Source organism: Chryseobacillus diguaensis (assembly GCF_049220665.1).
Classification (GTDB): Bacteria; Bacillota; Bacilli; order Bacillales; family Bacillaceae; genus Metabacillus_B.
Genome location: NZ_JBMKNV010000002.1, coordinates 355,499 through 375,514 on the forward strand (window position 1 = coordinate 355,499; position 20,016 = coordinate 375,514).

The 20,016-nt window shown below is 40.0% G+C and carries 26 protein-coding genes, 1 tRNA gene and 1 riboswitch; of the genes, 18 read left to right on the forward strand and 9 right to left on the reverse strand.

The features are described from left to right. Positions 1-86: 86 nt before the first annotated feature. From ACOT8F_RS04550 to ACOT8F_RS04575, 6 genes are all read left to right on the forward strand, one after another. Positions 87-491: a DUF1360 domain-containing protein gene (locus ACOT8F_RS04550; protein WP_421650368.1), complete on the forward strand. Its 405-nt coding sequence runs from the start codon at positions 87-89 to the stop codon at positions 489-491. Positions 492-566: 75 nt separating this feature from the next. Further along, a complete protein-coding gene (locus ACOT8F_RS04555) occupies positions 567-710 on the forward strand; it encodes a hypothetical protein (RefSeq protein ID WP_421650369.1) in 144 nt (47 codons plus the stop codon). A 129-nt stretch (positions 711-839) separates the two neighbouring features. Continuing rightward, positions 840-1,061, forward strand: a complete 222-nt coding sequence (locus ACOT8F_RS04560) for a hypothetical protein (protein WP_421650370.1) — start codon at positions 840-842, stop codon at positions 1,059-1,061. A 108-nt stretch (positions 1,062-1,169) separates the two neighbouring features. After that, positions 1,170-1,298, forward strand: a complete 129-nt coding sequence (locus tag ACOT8F_RS04565; protein ID WP_191562279.1) for a YjcZ family sporulation protein — start codon at positions 1,170-1,172, stop codon at positions 1,296-1,298. A gap of 306 nt (positions 1,299-1,604) precedes the next feature. Next, a complete protein-coding gene (gene spoVIF, locus ACOT8F_RS04570; protein ID WP_421650371.1) occupies positions 1,605-1,862 on the forward strand; it encodes a sporulation-specific transcription regulator SpoVIF in 258 nt (85 codons plus the stop codon). 90 nt (positions 1,863-1,952) lie between these two features. After that, complete coding sequence (locus ACOT8F_RS04575; RefSeq protein WP_421650372.1) at positions 1,953-2,630, forward strand: VanZ family protein; 678 nt, start codon at positions 1,953-1,955, stop codon at positions 2,628-2,630. Between the two features lie 33 nt (positions 2,631-2,663). On the opposite strand, the gene ACOT8F_RS04580 is transcribed toward ACOT8F_RS04575, so the two are convergent. Further along, entirely contained in the window at positions 2,664-4,928 is a 2,265-nt protein-coding gene (locus tag ACOT8F_RS04580) for a UvrD-helicase domain-containing protein (RefSeq protein ID WP_421650373.1), read from the reverse strand. A gap of 168 nt (positions 4,929-5,096) precedes the next feature. Between ACOT8F_RS04580 and ACOT8F_RS04585 the strand changes: the two genes are divergently transcribed. Further along, complete coding sequence (locus tag ACOT8F_RS04585; RefSeq protein WP_421650374.1) at positions 5,097-5,348, forward strand: hypothetical protein; 252 nt, start codon at positions 5,097-5,099, stop codon at positions 5,346-5,348. A 79-nt stretch (positions 5,349-5,427) separates the two neighbouring features. Beyond that, the gene (csaA, locus tag ACOT8F_RS04590; protein WP_421650375.1) at positions 5,428-5,760 is read left to right on the forward strand and encodes a chaperone CsaA; all 333 of its coding nucleotides are present in this window, start codon (positions 5,428-5,430) and stop codon (positions 5,758-5,760) included. A gap of 20 nt (positions 5,761-5,780) precedes the next feature. Here csaA and ACOT8F_RS04595 read toward each other — a convergent pair whose 3' ends face one another. Next, a complete protein-coding gene (locus ACOT8F_RS04595) occupies positions 5,781-6,479 on the reverse strand; it encodes a YetF domain-containing protein (RefSeq protein ID WP_421650376.1) in 699 nt (232 codons plus the stop codon). Positions 6,480-6,628: 149 nt separating this feature from the next. Between ACOT8F_RS04595 and ACOT8F_RS04600 the strand changes: the two genes are divergently transcribed. Then, positions 6,629-7,123: a YdbC family protein gene (locus ACOT8F_RS04600; protein ID WP_421650377.1), complete on the forward strand. Its 495-nt coding sequence runs from the start codon at positions 6,629-6,631 to the stop codon at positions 7,121-7,123. Between the two features lie 268 nt (positions 7,124-7,391). Here ACOT8F_RS04600 and ACOT8F_RS04605 read toward each other — a convergent pair whose 3' ends face one another. The 3 genes from ACOT8F_RS04605 to ACOT8F_RS04615 are packed head-to-tail and all read right to left on the reverse strand — an operon-like array spanning position 7,392 to position 9,113. Beyond that, entirely contained in the window at positions 7,392-7,817 is a 426-nt protein-coding gene (locus tag ACOT8F_RS04605) for a GNAT family N-acetyltransferase (RefSeq protein ID WP_421650378.1), read from the reverse strand. Continuing rightward, on the reverse strand, positions 7,817-8,335 hold the full coding sequence (locus tag ACOT8F_RS04610) for a YjcG family protein (RefSeq protein ID WP_421650379.1): 519 nt from the start codon (positions 8,333-8,335) through the stop codon (positions 7,817-7,819). Before ACOT8F_RS04610 ends, ACOT8F_RS04605 begins: the two co-directional genes overlap by 1 nt. 55 nt (positions 8,336-8,390) lie before the next feature. Then, on the reverse strand, positions 8,391-9,113 hold the full coding sequence (locus tag ACOT8F_RS04615; protein WP_421650380.1) for an alpha/beta hydrolase: 723 nt from the start codon (positions 9,111-9,113) through the stop codon (positions 8,391-8,393). 181 nt (positions 9,114-9,294) lie between these two features. After that, a riboswitch (SAM riboswitch) is annotated at positions 9,295-9,456 on the forward strand. Between the two features lie 92 nt (positions 9,457-9,548). Between ACOT8F_RS04615 and ACOT8F_RS04620 the strand changes: the two genes are divergently transcribed. From ACOT8F_RS04620 to ACOT8F_RS04640, 5 genes are all read left to right on the forward strand, one after another. Continuing rightward, on the forward strand, positions 9,549-10,673 hold the full coding sequence (locus ACOT8F_RS04620; protein ID WP_421650381.1) for a methionine biosynthesis PLP-dependent protein: 1,125 nt from the start codon (positions 9,549-9,551) through the stop codon (positions 10,671-10,673). Between the two features lie 7 nt (positions 10,674-10,680). Further along, a complete protein-coding gene (gene metC / locus ACOT8F_RS04625) occupies positions 10,681-11,850 on the forward strand; it encodes a cystathionine beta-lyase (RefSeq protein WP_421650491.1) in 1,170 nt (389 codons plus the stop codon). A gap of 572 nt (positions 11,851-12,422) precedes the next feature. Next, entirely contained in the window at positions 12,423-13,205 is a 783-nt protein-coding gene (locus ACOT8F_RS04630) for a putative protein N(5)-glutamine methyltransferase (protein WP_421650382.1), read from the forward strand. A gap of 329 nt (positions 13,206-13,534) precedes the next feature. Further along, positions 13,535-13,918: an IS110 family transposase gene (locus ACOT8F_RS04635; protein WP_421650383.1), complete on the forward strand. Its 384-nt coding sequence runs from the start codon at positions 13,535-13,537 to the stop codon at positions 13,916-13,918. A 387-nt stretch (positions 13,919-14,305) separates the two neighbouring features. Further along, a complete protein-coding gene (locus ACOT8F_RS04640) occupies positions 14,306-14,626 on the forward strand; it encodes a transposase (RefSeq protein WP_421650384.1) in 321 nt (106 codons plus the stop codon). On the opposite strand, the gene ACOT8F_RS04645 is transcribed toward ACOT8F_RS04640, so the two are convergent. Both ACOT8F_RS04645 and ACOT8F_RS04650 read right to left on the reverse strand, forming a co-directional pair. Next, positions 14,556-14,972, reverse strand: coding sequence for a hypothetical protein (locus ACOT8F_RS04645; protein WP_421650385.1), 417 nt, complete (start codon positions 14,970-14,972; stop codon positions 14,556-14,558). The two genes, ACOT8F_RS04640 and ACOT8F_RS04645, sit on opposite strands and share 71 nt — an antisense overlap. 1,121 nt (positions 14,973-16,093) lie before the next feature. Beyond that, positions 16,094-16,729 (reverse strand): DsbA family oxidoreductase, encoded by a 636-nt coding sequence (locus ACOT8F_RS04650; RefSeq protein WP_421650386.1) that lies wholly within the window; start codon positions 16,727-16,729, stop codon positions 16,094-16,096. Between the two features lie 203 nt (positions 16,730-16,932). Between ACOT8F_RS04650 and ACOT8F_RS04655 the strand changes: the two genes are divergently transcribed. Further along, positions 16,933-17,004: transfer RNA gene (locus ACOT8F_RS04655), tRNA-Val, on the forward strand. A 130-nt stretch (positions 17,005-17,134) separates the two neighbouring features. Here the strand turns inward: ACOT8F_RS04655 and ACOT8F_RS04660 are convergent. Together ACOT8F_RS04660 and ACOT8F_RS04665 are read right to left on the reverse strand one after the other, a co-directional pair. Continuing rightward, positions 17,135-17,257: an integrase gene (locus ACOT8F_RS04660; protein ID WP_421650387.1), complete on the reverse strand. Its 123-nt coding sequence runs from the start codon at positions 17,255-17,257 to the stop codon at positions 17,135-17,137. Between the two features lie 382 nt (positions 17,258-17,639). Next, positions 17,640-18,059, reverse strand: a complete 420-nt coding sequence (locus ACOT8F_RS04665; RefSeq protein WP_421650388.1) for an aldo/keto reductase — start codon at positions 18,057-18,059, stop codon at positions 17,640-17,642. A 165-nt stretch (positions 18,060-18,224) separates the two neighbouring features. On the opposite strand from ACOT8F_RS04665, the gene ACOT8F_RS04670 reads away from it, so the two are divergent. Genes ACOT8F_RS04670 through ACOT8F_RS04680 form a run of 3 tightly spaced genes read left to right on the forward strand, consistent with a single transcriptional unit; the run spans position 18,225 to position 20,010 of the window. Then, entirely contained in the window at positions 18,225-18,470 is a 246-nt protein-coding gene (locus ACOT8F_RS04670) for a spore gernimation protein GerQ (protein WP_421650389.1), read from the forward strand. Between the two features lie 16 nt (positions 18,471-18,486). Continuing rightward, positions 18,487-18,855 carry a spore coat protein gene (locus ACOT8F_RS04675; RefSeq protein WP_421650390.1) on the forward strand — a complete coding sequence of 123 codons (369 nt, stop codon included), beginning with the start codon at positions 18,487-18,489 and terminating at the stop codon, positions 18,853-18,855. Positions 18,856-18,873: 18 nt separating this feature from the next. Next, on the forward strand, positions 18,874-20,010 hold the full coding sequence (locus ACOT8F_RS04680; RefSeq protein WP_421650391.1) for a zinc-dependent alcohol dehydrogenase: 1,137 nt from the start codon (positions 18,874-18,876) through the stop codon (positions 20,008-20,010). The last annotated feature ends 6 nt before the right edge of the window (positions 20,011-20,016 follow it).

Consider the following 20,016-nt stretch of genomic DNA (forward strand, 5'->3'; position numbering starts at 1 on the left):
TTGGAATGGGAAATACATACATTCTTAGCACCCATTTTTGAGGCAAATATGGAATTTGAGCACAAACAGAAGGAAGGCAACATATTTTGAAGGTCTTTTCATACCGTTATAAAGAGACAAAATGGATGGTGAAGCTGATGGAAAACCAATGGTTTATGCTGATTGCCTTTTCAATTGCTGTGTTTCGGCTTACAAGACTATTTGTTTATGACAAAATTACAGCCTTTATCCGGGAGCCTTTTCATCGGGAAGTCATGATGAAGGATGAATCAGGAGAAGAAGCGGTCTACATAGAAATAAAGGGGAAAGGAATTCAGGCATTTATCGGTGAGCTATTGAGCTGTTACTGGTGCACAGGGGTATGGTGTTCGCTGATTTTATATATCGGCTGCAGACTATGGCCAGGAGGGTTTGAGCCTGTTATTATCATTCTTGCCATTGCAGGGCTTGGAGGCATTCTGGAAACTGTTGTTTCAAAGTTATTAGATTAGGACATTCGTGTAGAGCGGGAGTGAGCAATTTTCATAAACTATTTCATATCCATAAGCAGGAAGGTGGGGAATAGTATGGACAGACCAAAAATGAATCCTGCCTCAAATCAAGTTCAATCCAATCAGGGAACGACTTCATTTAAGAAACAAGCATCAGCTGTGAAAAAAAAAGGCTGCGGGTGCGGGAAGAATAAATCAGCAAATTCGTGGAATCGTTAAATCCATAGGGAGTAAAAAGACCATGAAAAAAATTAGCTTCATGGTCATTTTTCATGTAACGGACATTCTCGCAGGCTCAAGTATTATTCAGAACCTGCATATATTATTTTAGCCCGTAAAGGAGTGAAGATGATGGCAAAGCTTGATGAAGAATTCGAAAAAATGTTTGGTAAATTTATAGGAAGACATGAAGGTGTAACAGATAAGAATGAAGACTGGATACAAAAAACTGAAAAAGAGATGAAGGAGCTCGAACAAAACGGAGCAGGTTTTGAAAAGGAAATGGACCGTCTCGCATCAAGCATTGAAGGATGGATTTTAAAAAATCATCCTGATGGAAAAGGATTTTGAAGGGAAATTGCAGGATAAATTCCGCTTATGCCCTATGTGTTTGTCCATACCTTTTATAAACCCCTCACATATATTGTTAGGGAAGAACGAAAGGGAGGTGCTTCGCACATGGGTTATGGATATGGATGTGGTGGTTACGGCGGCGGTTACGGCGGCGGCTACTATGGTTCAACTTTCGTATTGATCGTTGTATTGTTCATTTTGTTGATTATTGTTGGTGCTTCTTTCTACAACTAATGATTTTCCCTCCTTCAATGTTTGTGAAATATGAAAGTACGGGCAAGCGGCCCGTACTTTCTTTACTTAAGGCTCTTTTCTTAAACTTTGTTGTTATTTCTTTCATTTATGTGAAATTAGAGCAATAGGACATTAGAAATTATAAGAAAAGATGCCACGGAGCTAATCTTTAAGCGTGTTCTAAACCCATACGAATTGCAACAATCTTTACGGAAACAGCCTTTATTCAAGACATCAGGAGGCAAGGCTGCACACATTCTAGGCGGCCTCATATGATATACCATCAAGTTAGGAGGTTTTATAATCATGGATAATGGGTTCTTTAAAAGCCTTGAAAAGAAAACCGGCGTTAACATGAAAGAAGTTATTGAACTGGCAAACTCCCTTCAAAATGCTAATTTTAAAGATGAAAAAACGGTTCGTGGTGTTATCCGGAGAGTTTCGCAAATTGCTAACAAACAAGTGCCGAAGGAAATGGAAGATAAAATTGTCAACTCAATTGTAAGCGGCAAAGAAAAGCTTGATTTTAATACTATTTCGAAAATGATGAACAAAGGCAAATAAGGTGCGGGGCATCCTGCCCCCCCGTTTTCTTTTTGAATAAAAAAGTGGTAAATTAATGAATAGATTTCAAATTGCAAGAGGAGTATCCGTGTGAAAAAGTACTGGTTTTTGATTGTTCCCCTGATCTATTTTATTCCAGGGGCTATTGTAGATTTCAGAAACAAATTTGGCAATCCGAATTATGAAAACAGCCATTATTTAATTGGAGCCATGTTAAATTCCTTTCTTATTGAAGGACTCCTTTTCTTTTTAATAAAGAAAACATCCGTGAAAAGGCCTTTAGATGGGTTCATCTTTTTCTTTTTCAGTTTTTATATTGTACAGCTATTCGGAAATGCGCTGAGCTTTCCGCTTACCTCTTTGCTCGATCACCCATTCAGGGGAAGCAGCCTGTTTAGTGAAGGATATCCAATGGCCATAAACCTTGCTCCATTTGTCTTAACGATCCGGACAATTGGAGAAGAGGGAGCACTGACTTTGCTTATTGGAAATGCTTTAATGCTCACCCCGCTTGCCTTCAGCTGCCTCTATTTTGGATGGATAAAAAGCAGTAAAGCTGTCATAATCGCAATGATACTTCTCAGCTTCGCTGTAGAGACAGTTCAATTTATCGAGATGCTCATTTCTTCTTTTTTCTACATAAAAGATTTAAGAACTTCTGATATTGATGATGTGATCCTGAATTCCTTAAGCGGGTTAATAGGTGTGTGGCTATACAAGCTTTTAGAGCCCTATTTTATGAATGAAAAAAACCGGTCTGACAGATAAGTCTGACCGGTTTTTGGGTATTTATACTCTTTTTTAGCCAGGACTGACAGGAGAAAGCAATCGGGATGGTGCGGCTTTTCTTCCGCGCCTGAATAGCGGTACAGATAAAAACAGCTCTTCCTTCGCCCTCGTCATCGCCACGTATAGAAGGCGGCGTTCTTCTTCCAGCACGGAAAAATCTCCGTTTCTTGCAGCCTCTAGCGAGTAATCGTGCGGAATGCTGCCATCGACTGTTTCTAAAACATAAACATATCTGAATTCAAGACCTTTGGCTCTGTGGATGGTCATCAAGCGGACGCCTTCACCGTCCATCTTTCCATCCTTTTTAACAGCTGCAGCAAGTGCCTTCATATGTTCAGCATGATCAAGAAGGTCTGAGACGGTTGTGAATTTTTTAGCGATGACCTTTAAATCTTTAATATCATCTGATCCTTTTTCAATGGAATTGCCTTCATTGCCGCGTTTTTTCATGTAGTCTGCAAAGCCCATCTTTTTTTCAACGGATGCGATCGCCTCGAGTGGAGGGAGATTTTTCAGCCGTTTGAAAATAGGTATGATTTCTTGCAATTTCTTTTTTTGAAAAGCATGAATGTGTTCAATTTTCAAAAGGGCTTCAAGAAGGGAACAATCTTCCAAAATGGAAAGCCCTTTTACTTCGTTCAATATGCTTTGTTTTAAAAAGAGAGAGAAAAGCAAATCATGAAGGGCAGCTGCATCATCCGGGTCAAGGGAAAGTTTGAGGTAAGCAAGCAAGCTTTTTACCATTCTTCTGTCATAGAACGAGACACTTTCTTTTTCAACAGTAAAAGGAAGGCTGGATTGGGATAGCCGTTCAAAAATTGCCCTTCCTGATGAATGAGTTCTATATAAAATGGCAAAATCTGAAGGGTTTTCGCCATTTTTGATTTTTTCCTTCATATCATTCACAATTAGCGTTGCTTCTTCTTCTTCGTCATATGGATAGAAAAAAATAGGTTTTTTACCGTTGTCGAAATGCGGATTCATTTTTTTCTCATATCTGGTTTTGTTTTTATCAATGACTTTGTTGGCAGCTGCCACAATGGCATGGCTTGAACGATAGTTAGTTGAAAGGTGAATGGATGCGGTGCCCGGAAAATCCTTTTCAAACTGCAGCAGATAAGAAGGGTCGCTGCCCCTGAAGGCATAGATGGATTGATCGTCATCTCCTACAGCAAAAACGTTTGCCGCATCACCAGCAAGATTTTTAATCATTTCGTATTGCACTTTGTTGATATCCTGAAACTCATCAATCAGAATGTGCCGAAAGCGGTTCTGGTACTGCGAGAGCAGTGACTCGTTTTCCTCAAGTAAATGCAAGCATTGAAGCAGCATATCATCGAAATCAAATTGGCCGTTCTCTGACTTCATTTCTTCATATCGCTTGTATAAAAAGAGAGCATCTTCTTCAAATTTGTCTTCGCATTTAATATTTTTCGGAGACAGCATGGAGTTTTTCCAGAAGGAAATTTGCTGCAATGCCTGGTCGTACGGAAATTCCTTTTCATCCAGATGCCGTTCTCTTCCAGCGTGCTTTACAAATTGTTCCTTTTGCCAATCCCACTTTATCAGATTCTTTCCATCCCATTTTTCCCTGTCATGGTGAAGAAGAATTTTATAAAAAATACCATGAAAGGTGCCGATCACGATTTGACTAATGTCTTTAGGATCTAATCCGTAAAGTGCAGTCATCCGCTCTTTCATTTCCTTTGCTGCTTTAACAGTAAAGGTAACGAGCATAATCGACTTTGGCCGTACACCTCTTTCTTTTATCAGATGAGCAGCCCTGGCTGTTAACACTCTTGTTTTGCCGCTCCCTGCACCAGCGAGTACAAGGAGGGATTTTTCTTCCGAGGTAACGGCATTGTATTGTGCTTGGTTCATCGTAATTCCCGGCATCACTTCAAGGGCAGGTTCAAGGATTTTTTGGAAGCTTTCGATTACCTTTGCTGCTTGAGGAGATTTCCATGCTGGAGAGGGGAGTGTATCCGCTGTTATAGCTCTTCCTTTAGGAATGCGGAAGCCCCCTGAGCGTTCTTCATTAACAGGAGCATGTTCTTTCTCTAAATGGCGGCATTCTTCTATACATGCCGAATCCTTCTGAACCCCTGGGTGATAAAAGGAGGGCGACTGATGGATTTCCATTTGAAGCCTTAAAGCTTTCCCGCAAGAGGGACATGATAATCTTCCTGTTTGTCCCAATTCATATATACGCTGATACTCTTCTCTAGGAAGAGAGGACAAGCGAATCAGTTTTTCATCGTTTTTAGCAAAAAACATTTGGAGTTCACTCCCATAAATTGCCTATGCGCATCGTATTAATTTAAAAAATAGATATATGTAAAATTAAAAACAGACAAAGATAATCTTATCAAAAGGATTCGAAAAGGAAAAGCAAGTTTTGGAGAGAGCGGAAAAGGGTAAGAATCTTTAAGGAGTGTGATCAGGATGAGTTTTGTAGCGCCAATTCAAATGGATCAGTACATTCAATATGCGAACCGGACCGTAAATGATAAAGCAGATTATGCCTCAATTTCTAAAGTTTCCAGGATTCAGTTAAACGGAAGACACATTGAGGAAGACCGGAAAGAAGAAACAAGAAAATTTGCCCATATTCTAGAGAAAATAAAAAGAGAACCCTTTAAAAAAGTTCCTTCAACTGTAACAGGAAAGGGCTTTGTGATTCACGAGATCATTTAACCAGTTCTTTATACCTAAAAATGTCAGAATATTAGGATTATTAGTTCGGATGCAGCGGGAGAAAGGATGCAGTTGACCTGTGGCAGAAATTAAAGATTTTTTAAAATTGGATGTCAGGATTGGTACTGTATTAAAAGCTGAATTTTTTCCAGAAGCTAAAGTACCTGCGATCAAAATGACGATCGATTTCGGACCTGAGATGGGGACAAAACAAACAAGCGCTCAAATTACAGAGCGGTATACACCTGAAAATGTTGTAGGGAAACAAATAACGGCGATTGTTAATTTTCCTCCAAGAAGAATCGCTGGATTTAAATCGGAAGTGCTTGTTCTTGGCGGTGTGCCTAATAAGGGGGATGTTGTTTTGCTGTCTCCAGATGAAAAGGTGCCGAATGGAACACCTATTGCATGATACATAGAAAAGGAGTGCCCCTAGTTACCGGGCGCTCCTTTTTCATCGGATTCCTGAACATGAAGACCTCCGTCCTGCCGCCATTCAGCAAAAAAGACATCTTTTGAGGAAAAGATCTTTTTCTTAGCTAATTCAGCCATGAGCCACTCTTTTGTCAAGTTCGCTTCATCAAGATTATCTTCTTGAAGCTCGCCATCCAGAATCAGTGTATAGGGAAGAGAAGGCTCTGCAGGATGAAAAGAAAAATCTTTTCGGACAGGATAATCATACTGTGCTTTTTTCATAATGCTGATGCTTCCGTCAGTTTCAAGAATGGCATGTTGAATTTCTCTCAAGGAAAAAACACCTTTTGACCGGACCATATGCTGCACCTGGTTAATATCTATCTTTTCTTTTTTTAGATTTTCTTTTACAAGTTTGCCATCTTTAATAATAATGGTCGGACATCCTTCCAGAACACTTCTCGTTGCATTAAATTTCTGGGTAAGAAATTCCACCATGTAGATGAGTAATCCCCAAATAACAATCGCGAAAATGATTTCTGAAATTCCGATATCTTTATCAAAAACCGCATTTCCGACGAGTTCTCCTAATACTAGGGCTGAAATAAAGTCAAAGGTTGTTATCTGGGTTATCTGAGTTTTTCCAAGTATCCTGGATATAATGAACAAACAAATAAAGCCGAGAACCAGTTCTAATGCTATTCGAAAGAAATCCATTCATATCACCTATCCATAGCGTGTACGATAACAGGATATTTAAACCAGTTTTTTAAACAGGATGGAAAAATAAATGAAGCATTGTTTAAATAAGTGTTTAACTACTGGAAAAGAGGGAGTATTTTTGAAAGGGAAGGGAGAGAACCTATATGCTGATCAAGTGGATACAGTGCAAAGTTAGCAGCGGGCAAAAACAGCTTTTTTCAAAAGCTCAGGAGGAATGGGCAGCATTAGAAAAAGTAAAGGGGTTTATTGGACAAGCTGGCGGATGGAGTCTGACATCTCCTGATGAGGCTTGTATCGTTTCATTATGGCAGAGCCAGGAGTCCTATGAATATTTTATGAAGCAAGAGCATGATGAAATCTTCCTGAATAGCGGCCAGAAATCAACCTATAAAAGGATCTCAGTGTCTCTATTTGAAGGACCATCCTTCACCCAATTGAGCTCCTTTGAACATTTGAATTTTTTATTCCTATCAGAGGAAAAGACTGATTTAGATGAGACAACCCTCTGTTTAAACGGAAAAAATAAAAAGAACGGAAGAAATATCTATATTTCGATCAGCGAGTTTCCCATCAATCCAATTGAAAAGGGAACGTCAGTTGAAATCGAAAAAAGATGGACCGTTCTTAAAATGCACTAATAAAGTTTTTTAGTGTAGCTTTCAGCCAAATTCTTCTCAATATTTTTTTGAGAAGTGTTCGAAAGTCTGGCATGATGAAACAGAATTTCTGGTGCAGATGGAAGGGTATCCCATATGTAGTAAAGAGCGCTAGCAAAGAGTAGCTTCGTGGCACCTTTTATTAAAATTTGCAGAAATAATCTTGCACTGAATTTGCTTATTTGGATGATAAAAAAGTTTAAGAAAAGATCCTAAAAAACAAAAGACAGCACAATGCTGTCTTTACAGTTTAATTGAGGCGCTTTTTTGTCATTGTTACATGAGGAATGCCGGCATCCATGAATTCATCTGAGACGACCGTGTAGCCAAGCCGTTCATAAAATGGAACAGCCTGCGTTTGTGCATTGAGCTTGAAGGCTGGGAGATTCGGTGCGGCAATATTTTCGAGTTCGTTCATGATCATTTTACCGGCGCCTTTTCCTCTGTACTCTTCAAGAATACAGATGCGTTCAAGCTTGCCATAGCCGTCTGCTTCCCGAATTCTCCCTGTGCCTACCGGCATATTTTCATCATAAAGGACTACATGAACGGCCCTCTCATCATGTTCATCCAATTCTTCTTCTCTTGGCACATTCTGTTCCTCTACAAATACCTTGAAGCGTACATCAAATGCATCTCTTAACTCTTTTTCATTTTGTACAACTGAAACGCGCATTAAGCTTCTCCTTTACCAAGAATATAAGTCTCGTATACTGTCCAAGACCCGTTATCCAGCTGATAAAGAAGATGGAAGCGGTCAATTGTTTCTTCGTAATGAACCTCAGTCATTTTCAAGCTGCCCAAAACATCTGAATGCTCCTGTTCAGAAAGATTTTGGCCAATGGTTATATGAGGAACGAAAGAATATTCTTCTTCGCCTTCAAGGGTTCCCTGATGAAGAAGCTGACGCAGTTTTTCGAGTTCTTCGGTCGGTTCAACCTTAAAATAAATCACACGGTTAACAGGTTCAAAGGAGCTGAACTTTTTAATGGTGATTTCAACAGGGTCTATCTGTTTCCCAACTTCACGGAGCTCTTTTGAAATAGCATTAATGTCCTCGTCATGCGCTTCAAAAGGGGCTCTTAGAGTTAAATGCGGCGGAATCAAAGCATAATGAGGGTCATAGCGTTTTCGATAAGAATTCGCCAAGTCTTGTAATTTTTTTGATGGGAATAAGGCTATCCCGTACTTCATACGTGTTCCCTCCTAATGTAGAAATTCATGTAATGTAAAATTTAGCCTGTCTTTTTTATAGCATCGCTTTTAACGTTTTTTCCAAAAGCGGCTGCCAGTAAGTCCAGGTGTGATCCCCTTCAAATTCTTCATAAGTATACGAAAATCCTCTTTTTTCGAGTAATTTTTGCAATTCCCGGTTAGGAGTCACAAAATCTTCATGAGTTCCCTTTGTTGTTGGCACATTGGTTTCCCTTTCCCCTATTTGGTGATAGATCGATAATTTCGGTTCCCCTTTAAAAGAAGAAACGGCTTCAAGCACTTCGGCGTTTACTAGAGGGGACTGCAGGATCACTTTACCGAAAATATTCGGATAATCAAGTCCCGTCATTAAGCCAATAGTAGCTGCGAGGGAATCACCAATAAGTGCCCTGCCTTGACCAACTTGATAAGTAGGAAACTCCTTATCCAGAAATGGAACAAGTTCATGTGCAAGAAATCTTTTGTAAGCGGCAAACTGGGAACCATCGGGATGATATTTTTCCCACCGGTTGTTCCTGTCGATGTAAGGTACACCTACGACAATCACATTATCAATTTCTTTGCTTTCCATCAACTTTTCAATCAGCCGGGGAACCCTTCCAAGCCTGAAATAATCCTGGCCATCCTGGGCAATCAGGAGGGTATATTTATAAAGCGGGGAGAAGGTTTTCGGCAAATAGGTTAATATCGTCATCTCTTCGTTTAATGCTCGCGAAAATAATGAAGTCTCTTTTACAATTCCTGTCTGCTTCTCCATTCCAAATCCTCCAAGCTGCAAATATAGTATGAAACGCTTTCAACATTTTAACATGAAATAATAAAAAATGCTTTTTGCACCATCATCATAATAGAAAATAAAGAATCTTTTCATGAAACACTTGAAAAAAACATAGATTTCCTGTAGAGTTATACAAAATTCATATTTTTCTAAATGTTACATCTTATCAAGAGAGGCAGAGGGACTGGCCCTGTGAAGCCTCAGCAACCGGTCAAATGAAGTAAAGATTTGCTTATTTTGCACGCGCAATGCGTCAGAGTATAGATCTCACTTCATTTGCCAAGGTGCTAAATCCAGCAAGCAGATGCTTGGAAGATAAGAGGAAGCCGCCTTGTAAATAAAGCCTTCTTCTTAATCGAAGAAGGCTTTTTTGATTTTTGAATGAAAACAATGAAAAGGAAGAGGGATATTTATATGAACCAGCGTATTGAAACTATTCTTGCACAAATCGGAAACAGAAGTGATCAGGTAACAGGTGCTGTGAATCCTCCCATCTATTTAACAACCGCATATCGCCATACAGGTATTGGAGAATCCACAGGGTATGACTATGTAAGAACAGGCAATCCGACAAGAAATGTAGTGGAAAAGGCGATTGCAGAGCTTGAAAATGGAGATAGAGGATTTGCCTTCAGTTCGGGGATGGCTGCTATTCAAACGATTATGGCCTTGTTTAAGAGCGGTGATGACCTGATCGTTTCTTCTGATCTTTACGGCGGCACTTATCGTTTGTTTGAACAGGAATGGCGAAAATACGGTTTATCCTTTCAGTATGATGACTTTTTCGATCTTGATGAAACCGAAAAAAAGATCACAGCTGACACAAAAGCCATTTTCCTGGAAACACCAACAAATCCGCTTATGCAGGAAGTTAATATAGAAAAAATTTCACGTCTTGCGAAAGAGCATGATCTTCTGGTGATTGTCGATAACACATTTTATACACCAGTCCTGCAAAAACCAATTGATCAAGGCGCCGACATTGTTATTCACAGTGCAACAAAATACCTTGGCGGCCATAACGATGTTCTGGCAGGACTTGTAGTTACAAAGGGCGCAGAGCTGTCTGACGAAATGTATGTTCATCAAAATGCTATTGGAGCTGTTCTGTCTCCTTTTGATTCCTGGTTATTAATCAGAGGGTTGAAAACATTGTCCTTGAGAATGGAGCAGCATAACCGGAATGCCAAGGAGCTTGCAGCGTTTCTTGAAAGCTTGCCGGAAATTGCAGATGTTCTTTATCCAGGAAAAGGCGGAATGCTTTCGTTCAGGGTTCAGCATGAAAAGTGGGTAAATCCTTTTCTGAAAAGCTTGAAAACCATTACCTTTGCGGAAAGTCTTGGCGGTGTTGAAAGTCTTATTACTTATCCTGCAACGCAAACCCATATGGATATTCCAGAAGAAGTACGCATTGCAAACGGAGTCTGTAACAGGCTGCTCAGGTTTTCAGTAGGAATTGAACATATTGAAGATTTGAAAGCAGATTTACAGCAGGCATTTGAGAACATAAAGGAGGCTGAAAAAATTGAGCAATACTGATTGGTCTATGCAAACCAAGCTATTGCACAACAAACATAAATTTGACAGTGAGACAGGGGCTGTAAGTGTACCGATTCAGCATGCCTCAACCTTTCACCAAATGGACTTTGATTCTTTCGGGAAGTATGACTACAGCCGTTCAGGAAATCCAACAAGGGAAGCGCTGGAGCAGGCGATTGCAGAATTGGAAGGGGGGGCACGCGGTCTTGCTTTTTCCTCAGGAATGAGTGCTATTTCCACTTCATTTCTGCTGCTTTCGCAAGGGGATCACGTTTTAGTATCAGAAGATGTTTATGGAGGGACATTCCGGATTGTGTCAGAGGTGCTAAGCCGCTTTGGCATTGAGTATACGTTCACGGATATGACGAATTTGCATGATGTGGCATCTAAAATCCGTCCGAATACGAAAATCATCTACATTGAAACACCATCTAACCCTCTGTTAAAGGTTACAGATATAAGAGGCATCGTGAAGCTTGCAAAAGCAAATAACTGCTTAACTTTTTTGGATAATACGTTTTTAACACCAGCGCTGCAGCGGCCGCTTGAGCTTGGTGTCGATGTTGTCCTTCATAGCGCTACAAAGTTTTTATCCGGGCACAGTGATGTGGTGGCAGGGCTTGCTGTTGCACGAGACGCCGAACTGGGCAACAAGCTGTATAAGCTGCAGAACTCTTTTGGAGCAATTCTAGGGGTACAGGACTGCTGGCTTGTCTTAAGAGGATTGAAAACATTGCATGTGAGACTGGAACAATCAACGGCATCAGCAAGGAAGGTAGCGGAGTACCTGTCAAAGCAACCTGCAGTTGAAGAGGTTTATTATCCAGGATTAACGTATCATCCCGGATATTCCATTCAGCGTTATCAGGCTGATGGGCCGGGAGCTGTGCTGTCATTCCGCCTTGAAAATGAAGCTGCCGTAAGAACTCTTGTTCAAAATGTAAAGCTTCCTGTTTTTGCAGTTAGCCTTGGTGCAGTTGAAACGATTCTTTCCTACCCGGCTAAAATGTCACATGCAGCCATGCCGAAAGCAGAGCGGGATGCAAGAGGAATCACAGATGGCCTGCTTAGACTGAGTGTCGGTTTGGAAAAAGCTGAGGATCTCATAAAAGATTTTGAAGAAGCATTAGAAAAAGTTCCGGCGAAAAAGGCTCATTATCTCGCAAAAAGCAGATGACCAATTGGTTGTCCGCTTTTTTTTTTGGCTCAGTTAAAGCTTAAGGGTGATTTTTACACCTTATTGTTGATTGGAGCGGTTGCTGAGACTCCTGCTTAGAATAGCGTGTCAAGGGAGACACACAGCAGGAGCAAAGCAACGAGGAGGCTCTAAGGTAAGCCCTCTAAAGCTTGAGTGCCTGCTAGCTGAATCAGCAGCCAAGTCTAACAGTTTTTTTTAGAAAGGCTGTTTTCGCAGAGATTGTTGTTTTTCGTACATGCTCTTATCACGCATTTAGACTAGCATTGGGTCATCATTTCTTAGAGTTTTTGCCATACCAATGGTTTCGAGTACTAAATATAGGGTCATGAGCAACAAAGTTTAAGAAAAGAGCCTTTAGAAATAAGGGAAGCAGGGGGAATGGAAGCTGCCTATTTGTGCTAATTGCAGTCATGCAATTAGCTCTGTTAATGGACGTTGTTGATTTTAAAGCATAATTAAGAAGGAACGTTCAAATTTTTCGCGAATGATCTAATATACAATCAACAATTAACGATTAGGTGGTAGTTATAGGAGAGCAAAATAAATTTTATATGGATGAACAAACGGGAAAAAGTATAATCTATAGGCTTCGAAGCTCTGGTTGTGTTTTTGCAGAAGAAGAGGCTCGGCTGCTTATTTCTGAATCACGGACATTAGAGGAACTTAAAAAAATGGTTGAAATCCGCGCAGAGGGTTTACCTCTGGAACACGTCATTGGGTACACAGAGTTCTGCGGTTTGAGGATAGAGATAGACCCTGAAGTCTTTATACCTCGCAAACGAACCGAGTTTCTTGTCCGCCAGGCAAAATCCCTGACTTGTATAGGGGATATCGTTATTGACCAGTGCTGCGGGTCAGGAGCTGTGGGTGCAGCTCTTGCAGGAGTTTTAGGAGGGGCCGTTTTGTACTCTGTTGACATCGACCCTGCTGCAGTACGCTGTGCCGCCCGCAACACAGCTGCTTTCAATGGCCGCGTTTTTCAAGGGGATCTGTATAAAGCTCTACCCCACTCCCTTAAAGGCCGTGTGAACATCGTGGTTGCTAATACTCCTTACGTACCAGCCGATGCGATCAAGCTGCTTCCTAGGGAGGCAAGACTGTATGAACCGAGGCTTGCCCTGGACGGAGGGAAAGACGGACTTGACCTTCAACGCAGAGTGGCGAAAGAAGCACCTCTTTGGCTAGCACCGGGTGGGCATCTGCTGGTAGAGACGAGCGAACGGCAATCATCCGAAACTATTGAAATTTTTTCTAGTAATGGGCTTATCACGAAAATAGCCAGAGACAATGAATTGGACGCAACCGTTGTTATCGGAACCAAACCTAACTACTAAAATAATCTTTCAGCTAGTCCTAACTTCCAATGATAAATGGTTGGCATTATGCTACCTAAAAACACATTTCAAAAAGATGCTTTCGTATTATAGAGTTAACCAGTTTTTACTGGTTGCTCTTTTTTTTATAGGATCTATTATTTCAGTAGCCAGGGTAGAACGTACGGGTGCGTGGGAGTTAGATCTCGTCAACTAAACTGTTCGCCCCCTACTTGTAGAACGATGTTTGAGGCTGGTTGGGACATATGATCTCGTATAACAAGCGAAGCTGTGGAACTACAAGAAGGTATAGGGGTTACTGGTGAGTACATCAAAGGGAGAGATAATTATTGAATCCAGTAGTTGGCCTAGATGTGGCCAAGGGGGAAAGTGAAGCTCAAGCCTTTTTAGATAAAGATCAGCCTTTTAGGAAAAGCTTCAGTGTGAAGCATACTAAGGAAGATTTAGATTCATTTGTTTCTTTCTTGAGAGGATTAGAGAGAGATACTGGGGTTCGGCCAGTAGTTATTCTTGAATCTACAGGACATTACCATACACCAATTATTCAATGTCTGGAGGACAGCCAATTTCTTTATATCTTGGTAAATCCGATTATTTCATATCAAGCAAAGAAAACAAGCTTGAGGAAGGTAAAGACGGATGCCGTTGATCATATCATCTTTGTGTTCTTTATTACAAGGAAGAATTTGAGCCTTATAAGAAAAGGGGACTAAAACTTCTAAACCTGAGAACCTTATCAAGGCAATACGAAACCGTTACGAACCTTTACATTCAGGCAAAGCTTCAGTTCCATACTATTCTTGATCAGGTATTTCCTGAATACAGGGGAGCTTTGGGGATTTATTTTCGAAAGTTTCACTTCAAGTATTAAAGGAGTTTCCAACCTCCGAAGATGTTCTAATGGCAGGTAAAGCAAAGATAATGGAACATATTGAGGAAATGCGTATTAAACGATCCACAAGTTGGATGATGGAGAAGGCAGCCAAATTAATGGGTTCGGATAAGCGGAATCCTTTTCAACAAGGTGTGTTGAAAGCCAGTTGTTCAGTTTGGATTTGTACATCACTATACTTCTTCAATACCAAGAACACCTATCCAGCTTGGAGAGGCAGATAGATGTCCTGGCAGAAGAAATTGAAGAATGTAAGATAATCCAATCAATTCCCGGTATAGGAGGAAAAATCGCTGCAACGATTATTTCCGAAATCGGGGAAATTGACCGGTTTAATCATCCAAAAAAACTTGTGGCTTACGCAGGAATAGATCCAAGTATCCATTCTTCAGGTAAGTTCACAAATGAGTTACTTTCCAACTCTTTATTGGGTGCAGGAATTTTAATGGTTATCCGAATCAATCCCAGGCATATACAGTTGAGTTTCCACCAGAGTATTTTGCTAAATAAAATTCGGCTTGATCATTAGTGCCATCGACATAGCCATTTACATTTGTCCAGACATGACAGTTATTTGAATCGAAATCATGACTACCTGCTGTTTTAAAGTAGAGACCAACAGTACCATCATTATTCTTTACTTCATCGTCTGGATTAAACGGATCTTCTTCATATAACTGATAATAACCTGGCTGACTATTAGAACTTAGACAAATTTTAAAAGCGCCACCACCTGATTTAAAGTTTTTGCTTTGTATTGTAAATACATCACTCCCTTGATAATCCCATTCCCCAGGACCGCTGCTTGCAAATGTTGAAGAAGGTACTAACAACGCCACCACCATTGCAACGACAATCATTTGAAATTTTTTCATGATCCGTCTTCCTCTCCTCTTTTGTTTTGCATAATCTAATGAACTTGTCCATCCACGATTAGCTGCTTCTTAACTTGGAGTTTTCGACTTCAGTTACATTTATTAAGGTTACACCGAAATTACCGAGCCCTTTGTATTTGCTCATAAGTAAGTATATCAAAGTGGAAAAAAATAACATGGATATTTTCCCTTAAATTACCACTAAGACTTTTGTAGGTTTAATGACTCTTTTTTTTAGCTTACAAAATGAGCCGTCTGGAATTACCCTTGGATGATTGTATTAATAGTCTTTCATACTTTCAGGCAATCTATATTTGCCTACAAACATAAGCAAATAGAAAAAGCGTTCACGGGTTATTTTTTTGGAACCAAAAAAATAAAAGAGCAATCCTGAATGATTTCTCCAACTTTAACCACCTTTCTACTGAAGGAATACGCAATTTTCCTTTAGAAGTAGGATTTCGATATTTCACATTGCATTTTAAAGGCTGCATGAACATAAATTGTTTTTCATAATGCTTGCTATTTCTATTCTCTAGCTGGTCATATAAAACTGGTTTGTCTATTGTTATTGTTTTGATACGATTGAAAATGTTCTAAACAGAAAAATTGAACAAATTTTTGTTCCTTTCATTGTCTCCTCGGAACTGCTATCCCTCAAAATAAATACTGTCGTGGAACCAAGATCAATGCTTCCTTTAAATTCCACAACTAAATCAGGTATTTCTTTAAAATGCTGGAAATTCATTATTCTCTTTCCCATTAGAACCTTTTCAACATTCTTATGAGAGTATCTCTCGGGTGTATCGCAGAGCCTTGGACATCAGACGATATAAACGACAGCAGACATATATTTAGATGTTACGGACAAAGTTGAAGAAGATGAACTCAGTAAGTTTGCCTCTTATACTAGAAGAAATGAATCGCCAAAAAATTGAAATGAACCAAAATCATGTAAAAACCCATATCATAATTCCTTATTTTTACAGGGGTTTTACATTTATCCTATTGATTGTCTTCTGATTCAATACCCTCTTTAGAAGTGTGCCAAGAAATTAAAAAGAGAATTCCATAACGGAATTCTCCTTTTTAACTGTCAAATATTGTCCGGGAAATAAATGCTAGCAGCCTTCTGGTCCGCAGCTTGCTCCCTGGCTAAAACCGCCTTCTTCTTCTTCAATAGCTTCAGCAATTGCTTCTTTTGAATGAAGCCCTTCAAGCTTTTGGCCGCCTACGATAAAAGTTGGGACAGCATGAACATCTGCTTCCTCATATGCAATTCGGAGTGCTTCTTTATGATCTTCTTTATAAGTTCCTTCAGCAAGTGCTTCATTAAATGCCTTTTCATTTAAGCCGACTTCCTTAGCGATCTCAGTCAGCTCAACAGCATCGCCGATATTGATTCCTTTTTGCCAGTAAGCCTTAAAAACAGCATCCACATATTCAGAAGCTTTCCCATTTTCTTTTGCAAATTGATAGCCTTGATGGGCGAGGTGAGTATGAGGAACAGGATCCAAATGAAACGGCATGTCCATTTCAACCTGGAACCGCTGTGCTAAAGGCTGTACGGACCTCTCCCAGGTCTGTTTTATATAAGAACTGTTAGGATGCATCTGCTCAGAAGGATATGGACGAAGCTCAAAAGGCATAAACTCCACTTCTACATCTTTTCCTTCAATCGCTTGCTTTAAAGGACTCTCGCCAATAAAGCAAAACGGACATACAAAGTCTGAAAATACTTGAATTTTAACAGTCACGGTCGATTTCCCCCTTATGGTTATGAAGTCATTGTATCAGACATAGCGCAATCAAACGATTATTTTAATTTATATTGACTATTAAAAGGTGTGCTTTTATAATAGAGAAAGTCACCGGGCACGAAGCGGTTAATATCACATCGTGATTCCTTAGCTCAGCTGGGAGAGCGCTGCCTTGACAGGGAAACAATCTTTTGTATTGCGAGCCGTTAGTTCAGCGGGAGAATACGTCCTTGACAGGGACGGGGTCACAGGTTCAAATCCTGTACGGCTCATAGGTTTAAGCCACTTTCTAGGTACCTAGAAAGTGGCTTTTTTATGATAAAATTCAGTTCAATTTTTGTTGTTTTTTCGGTGGGTTTTTTACGCGGTTGATTTTGGCGGGATGTTTCTCAAACCCCACTTTTATTCAAAGAAACGTTCGAATTTTTCAATGGCTTCTGTCTCCATGGAAGGCAATAAATGAGCATAAGTGTCCATAGTGATTTTAATCGAACTATGTCCTAGTCTTTCTGAAACTACTTTCATCCGCACTCCTTCTTTTAGCATAAGAGTAGCCTCCCGATAAAAGTGCAGGTTGCTTCATCCGCATATACAAACGTTCATTGAATATAAGAATGTTCATCGAGCTGTCAGAAGAAAATAAAGTATTAGACTTGGTTTATTGATTTGACGTGGTTTTGGAGATGAAAAATCTTCAGCATTTCAAAAATAAGTATTAGACTGATCCACACAGAGGCACAGCGGCAGTCTTAGACTAGAAAATAATGTCTTAGGCTACCGCTGTTTTGATTTAACTATCGTTTCCGTTACATTTTAACGCTCATAGCACTTAGTTTGAGGAGATGGACAGCCCCCACTTCCTGAGGAGCAGAAAGTTAATTTGGTGTCGAACCCAGAGTCTAACATGCTAATTGAAAGCTCTTATCTGGATACATTCACTCGTTACTAGTTGCGCTTGGTGATTTTGCGCGAATTGACCATGAAGGGCATGTTTCAAATGATCCATTTCCAGAAAATCATGCGGGAATCCCAGAGGGATGCTACTGGCTTTGGTTAACAAATCCATCTGTTCAGGTGTCAACTCGAAGGTTAGGCAGTTTAAATTATCTTTGATCTGCTTTTCCGTTCTTGCTCCGATAATCGGGATCAGCGTTCCTTCCTGCTGCCTGATCCAGTTGAGGGCTACTTGGGCAGGAGTTCTGCCGATCTCTTGAGCAATGCTTTCAACCGTTTCCAGTATGGAGCGGTTTCTTTCCAAAAGACTTTCCTCAATAAAATCAACCGGTTTCGAGTCCTCGGGTCTGCCTCCTTTATATTTGCCGGACAAGACACCTATTTAACCAAGCGATACCTTATGATGAAATTTTCTCTACATTATATAAATCCAGCCATTTAATGAGCATTTTTCCTATCTTAAAAAACTATTAATGAATGATTCATCGTAAAATTGGAACAATACCTTTGTATTTAGTCAATAAGGAGGGAACCAAAAATGGACAATCAAAAATTAGCCGATCATGAGTCCTTGGATCTACATGAAGTTATTAATTTTAAAACCCTGTGCTTAGCAAAATCAAAACTGATGCAAGGACTTGTTTTTGATCAAGATTTGAGGGCATTAATGCAAAAGGATGTTGAACAATCGATTCAAGCGCTTGGAGAATTACAGGCAATCTATAACCGTGCACCTTTTGAAGCTCCTGTTCCTCAAAGCCGCCCAACACCAATAATAAATTGAAAGGAAGGAAAATTCATTGAATCATGACTATTTAGACCCTATTAACTCGCTACATGTACCTGAGCTAGCTGATACCACATTTGCCATGGATTTCCTCCTTCGCGCCAAAGAAGGTGTTCGAAATATCGCTGTTGCATTAACCGAATCTGCATCACCTGAAGTTAGAGAACTCTTACGAAACCAGTTAATGCAAGGGATTGCCATGCACCAAGAAATTACAGAACTTATGATTGATAAAAAATGGTTCCATCCCTATGAACTAAGTGAACAGTATAAACTAGATCAACTCTCTGCCAACAATACATTGATGATTGGCAAAATGAATTTATTTCCCGTTGAGACCAATAGAAAAGGTCTCTTTGATCGGACACCTGATGAACACTAACGATGGAGGTTGTTTAGCATGAAGGCGGTAACGTATCAAGGCATTAAAAATGTGGAAGTAAAGGAAGTTGAAGACCCAAAAATTCAAAAACCGGATGACATGATCGTTAAAGTAACCAGTTCCGCTATATGTGGTTCTGATTTACATTTAATACATGGTATGATTCCTAATCTGCAAGAAAATTATGTTATCGGTCACGAACCAATGGGAATCGTCGAAGAAGTAGGACCAGGTGTTACCAATTTAAAAAAGGGAGACCGCGTCATTATCCCCTTTAATATTGCATGTGGTGAATGCTATTTCTGCAAAAACCATTTGGAAAGCCAATGTGATAATTCAAATGATAATGGTGATATGGGTGCCTATTTTGGATATTCTGGTACGACTGGTGGTTATCCAGGCGGACAAGCAGAATATTTGAGAGTGCCGTTTGCTAACTTTACTCATTTCAAAATCCCAGAGACATGTGAAGAACCAGATGAAAAGTTAGCAGTGATTGCGGATGCAATGACTACTGGTTTTTGGAGTGTTGACAATGCGGGTGTAAAGGACGGAGATACAGTTATTGTCCTTGGATGTGGTCCAGTCGGTCTTTTTGCTCAAAAATTCTGTTGGCTAAAAGGGGCAAAGCGAGTCATTGCAGTTGATTATGTCAATTATCGCCTGCTGCACGCTAAGCGCACCAACAAAGTAGAAATTGTTAACTTTGAAGATCATGAGAATGTAGGAAGTTATTTGAAGGAAGTCACCAAAGGCGGTGCAGATGTTGTCATTGACGCTGTGGGGATGGATGGTAAAATGACTGAATTAGAATTCCTCGCGAGTGGAATGAAACTTCAAGGCGGAGCATTTAACGCGTTTATCATGGCTTCCCAGGCAGTTCGAAAAGGAGGAAATATCCAGGTTACAGGAGTTTATGGAGGAAAATATAATGGATTTCCGATGGGTGATATTATGAACCGTAACGTCAATATCCGCACCGGTCAAGCGCCAGTTATTCATTATATGCCATACATGTTTGAATTGGTTTCAAGTGGAAAAATAGATCCGGGAGATGTAGTGAGCCATGTGCTTCCGCTTAGTGAAGCCAAACGTGGCTATGAAATTTTTGACACAAAAACGGATAATTGTATAAAAGTCGTACTAAAACCATAAGAAAAG

Bases quoted from the DNA above. Each gene is read 5' to 3' on its own strand.
- ACOT8F_RS04630 (WP_421650382.1), top strand. From the start codon at position 12,423: ATGGATGAACAAACGGGAAAAAGTATAATCTATAGGCTTCGAAGCTCT.
- ACOT8F_RS04670 (WP_421650389.1), top strand. From the start codon at position 18,225: ATGGACAATCAAAAATTAGCCGATCATGAGTCCTTGGATCTACATGAA.
- ACOT8F_RS04565 (WP_191562279.1), top strand. From the start codon at position 1,170: ATGGGTTATGGATATGGATGTGGTGGTTACGGCGGCGGTTACGGCGGC.
- ACOT8F_RS04605 (WP_421650378.1), bottom strand. From the start codon at position 7,817: ATGCGCGTTTCAGTTGTACAAAATGAAAAAGAGTTAAGAGATGCATTT.
- ACOT8F_RS04610 (WP_421650379.1), bottom strand. From the start codon at position 8,335: ATGAAGTACGGGATAGCCTTATTCCCATCAAAAAAATTACAAGACTTG.
- ACOT8F_RS04595 (WP_421650376.1), bottom strand. From the start codon at position 6,479: ATGGATTTCTTTCGAATAGCATTAGAACTGGTTCTCGGCTTTATTTGT.
- metC (WP_421650491.1), top strand. From the start codon at position 10,681: ATGCAAACCAAGCTATTGCACAACAAACATAAATTTGACAGTGAGACA.
- spoVIF (WP_421650371.1), top strand. From the start codon at position 1,605: ATGGATAATGGGTTCTTTAAAAGCCTTGAAAAGAAAACCGGCGTTAAC.
- ACOT8F_RS04555 (WP_421650369.1), top strand. From the start codon at position 567: ATGGACAGACCAAAAATGAATCCTGCCTCAAATCAAGTTCAATCCAAT.
- ACOT8F_RS04600 (WP_421650377.1), top strand. From the start codon at position 6,629: ATGCTGATCAAGTGGATACAGTGCAAAGTTAGCAGCGGGCAAAAACAG.
- ACOT8F_RS04680 (WP_421650391.1), top strand. From the start codon at position 18,874: ATGAAGGCGGTAACGTATCAAGGCATTAAAAATGTGGAAGTAAAGGAA.
- ACOT8F_RS04560 (WP_421650370.1), top strand. From the start codon at position 840: ATGATGGCAAAGCTTGATGAAGAATTCGAAAAAATGTTTGGTAAATTT.
- ACOT8F_RS04580 (WP_421650373.1), bottom strand. From the start codon at position 4,928: ATGTTTTTTGCTAAAAACGATGAAAAACTGATTCGCTTGTCCTCTCTT.
- ACOT8F_RS04585 (WP_421650374.1), top strand. From the start codon at position 5,097: ATGAGTTTTGTAGCGCCAATTCAAATGGATCAGTACATTCAATATGCG.
- ACOT8F_RS04615 (WP_421650380.1), bottom strand. From the start codon at position 9,113: ATGGAGAAGCAGACAGGAATTGTAAAAGAGACTTCATTATTTTCGCGA.
- ACOT8F_RS04645 (WP_421650385.1), bottom strand. From the start codon at position 14,972: ATGAAAAAATTTCAAATGATTGTCGTTGCAATGGTGGTGGCGTTGTTA.
- ACOT8F_RS04620 (WP_421650381.1), top strand. From the start codon at position 9,549: ATGAACCAGCGTATTGAAACTATTCTTGCACAAATCGGAAACAGAAGT.
- ACOT8F_RS04660 (WP_421650387.1), bottom strand. From the start codon at position 17,257: ATGAAAGTAGTTTCAGAAAGACTAGGACATAGTTCGATTAAAATCACT.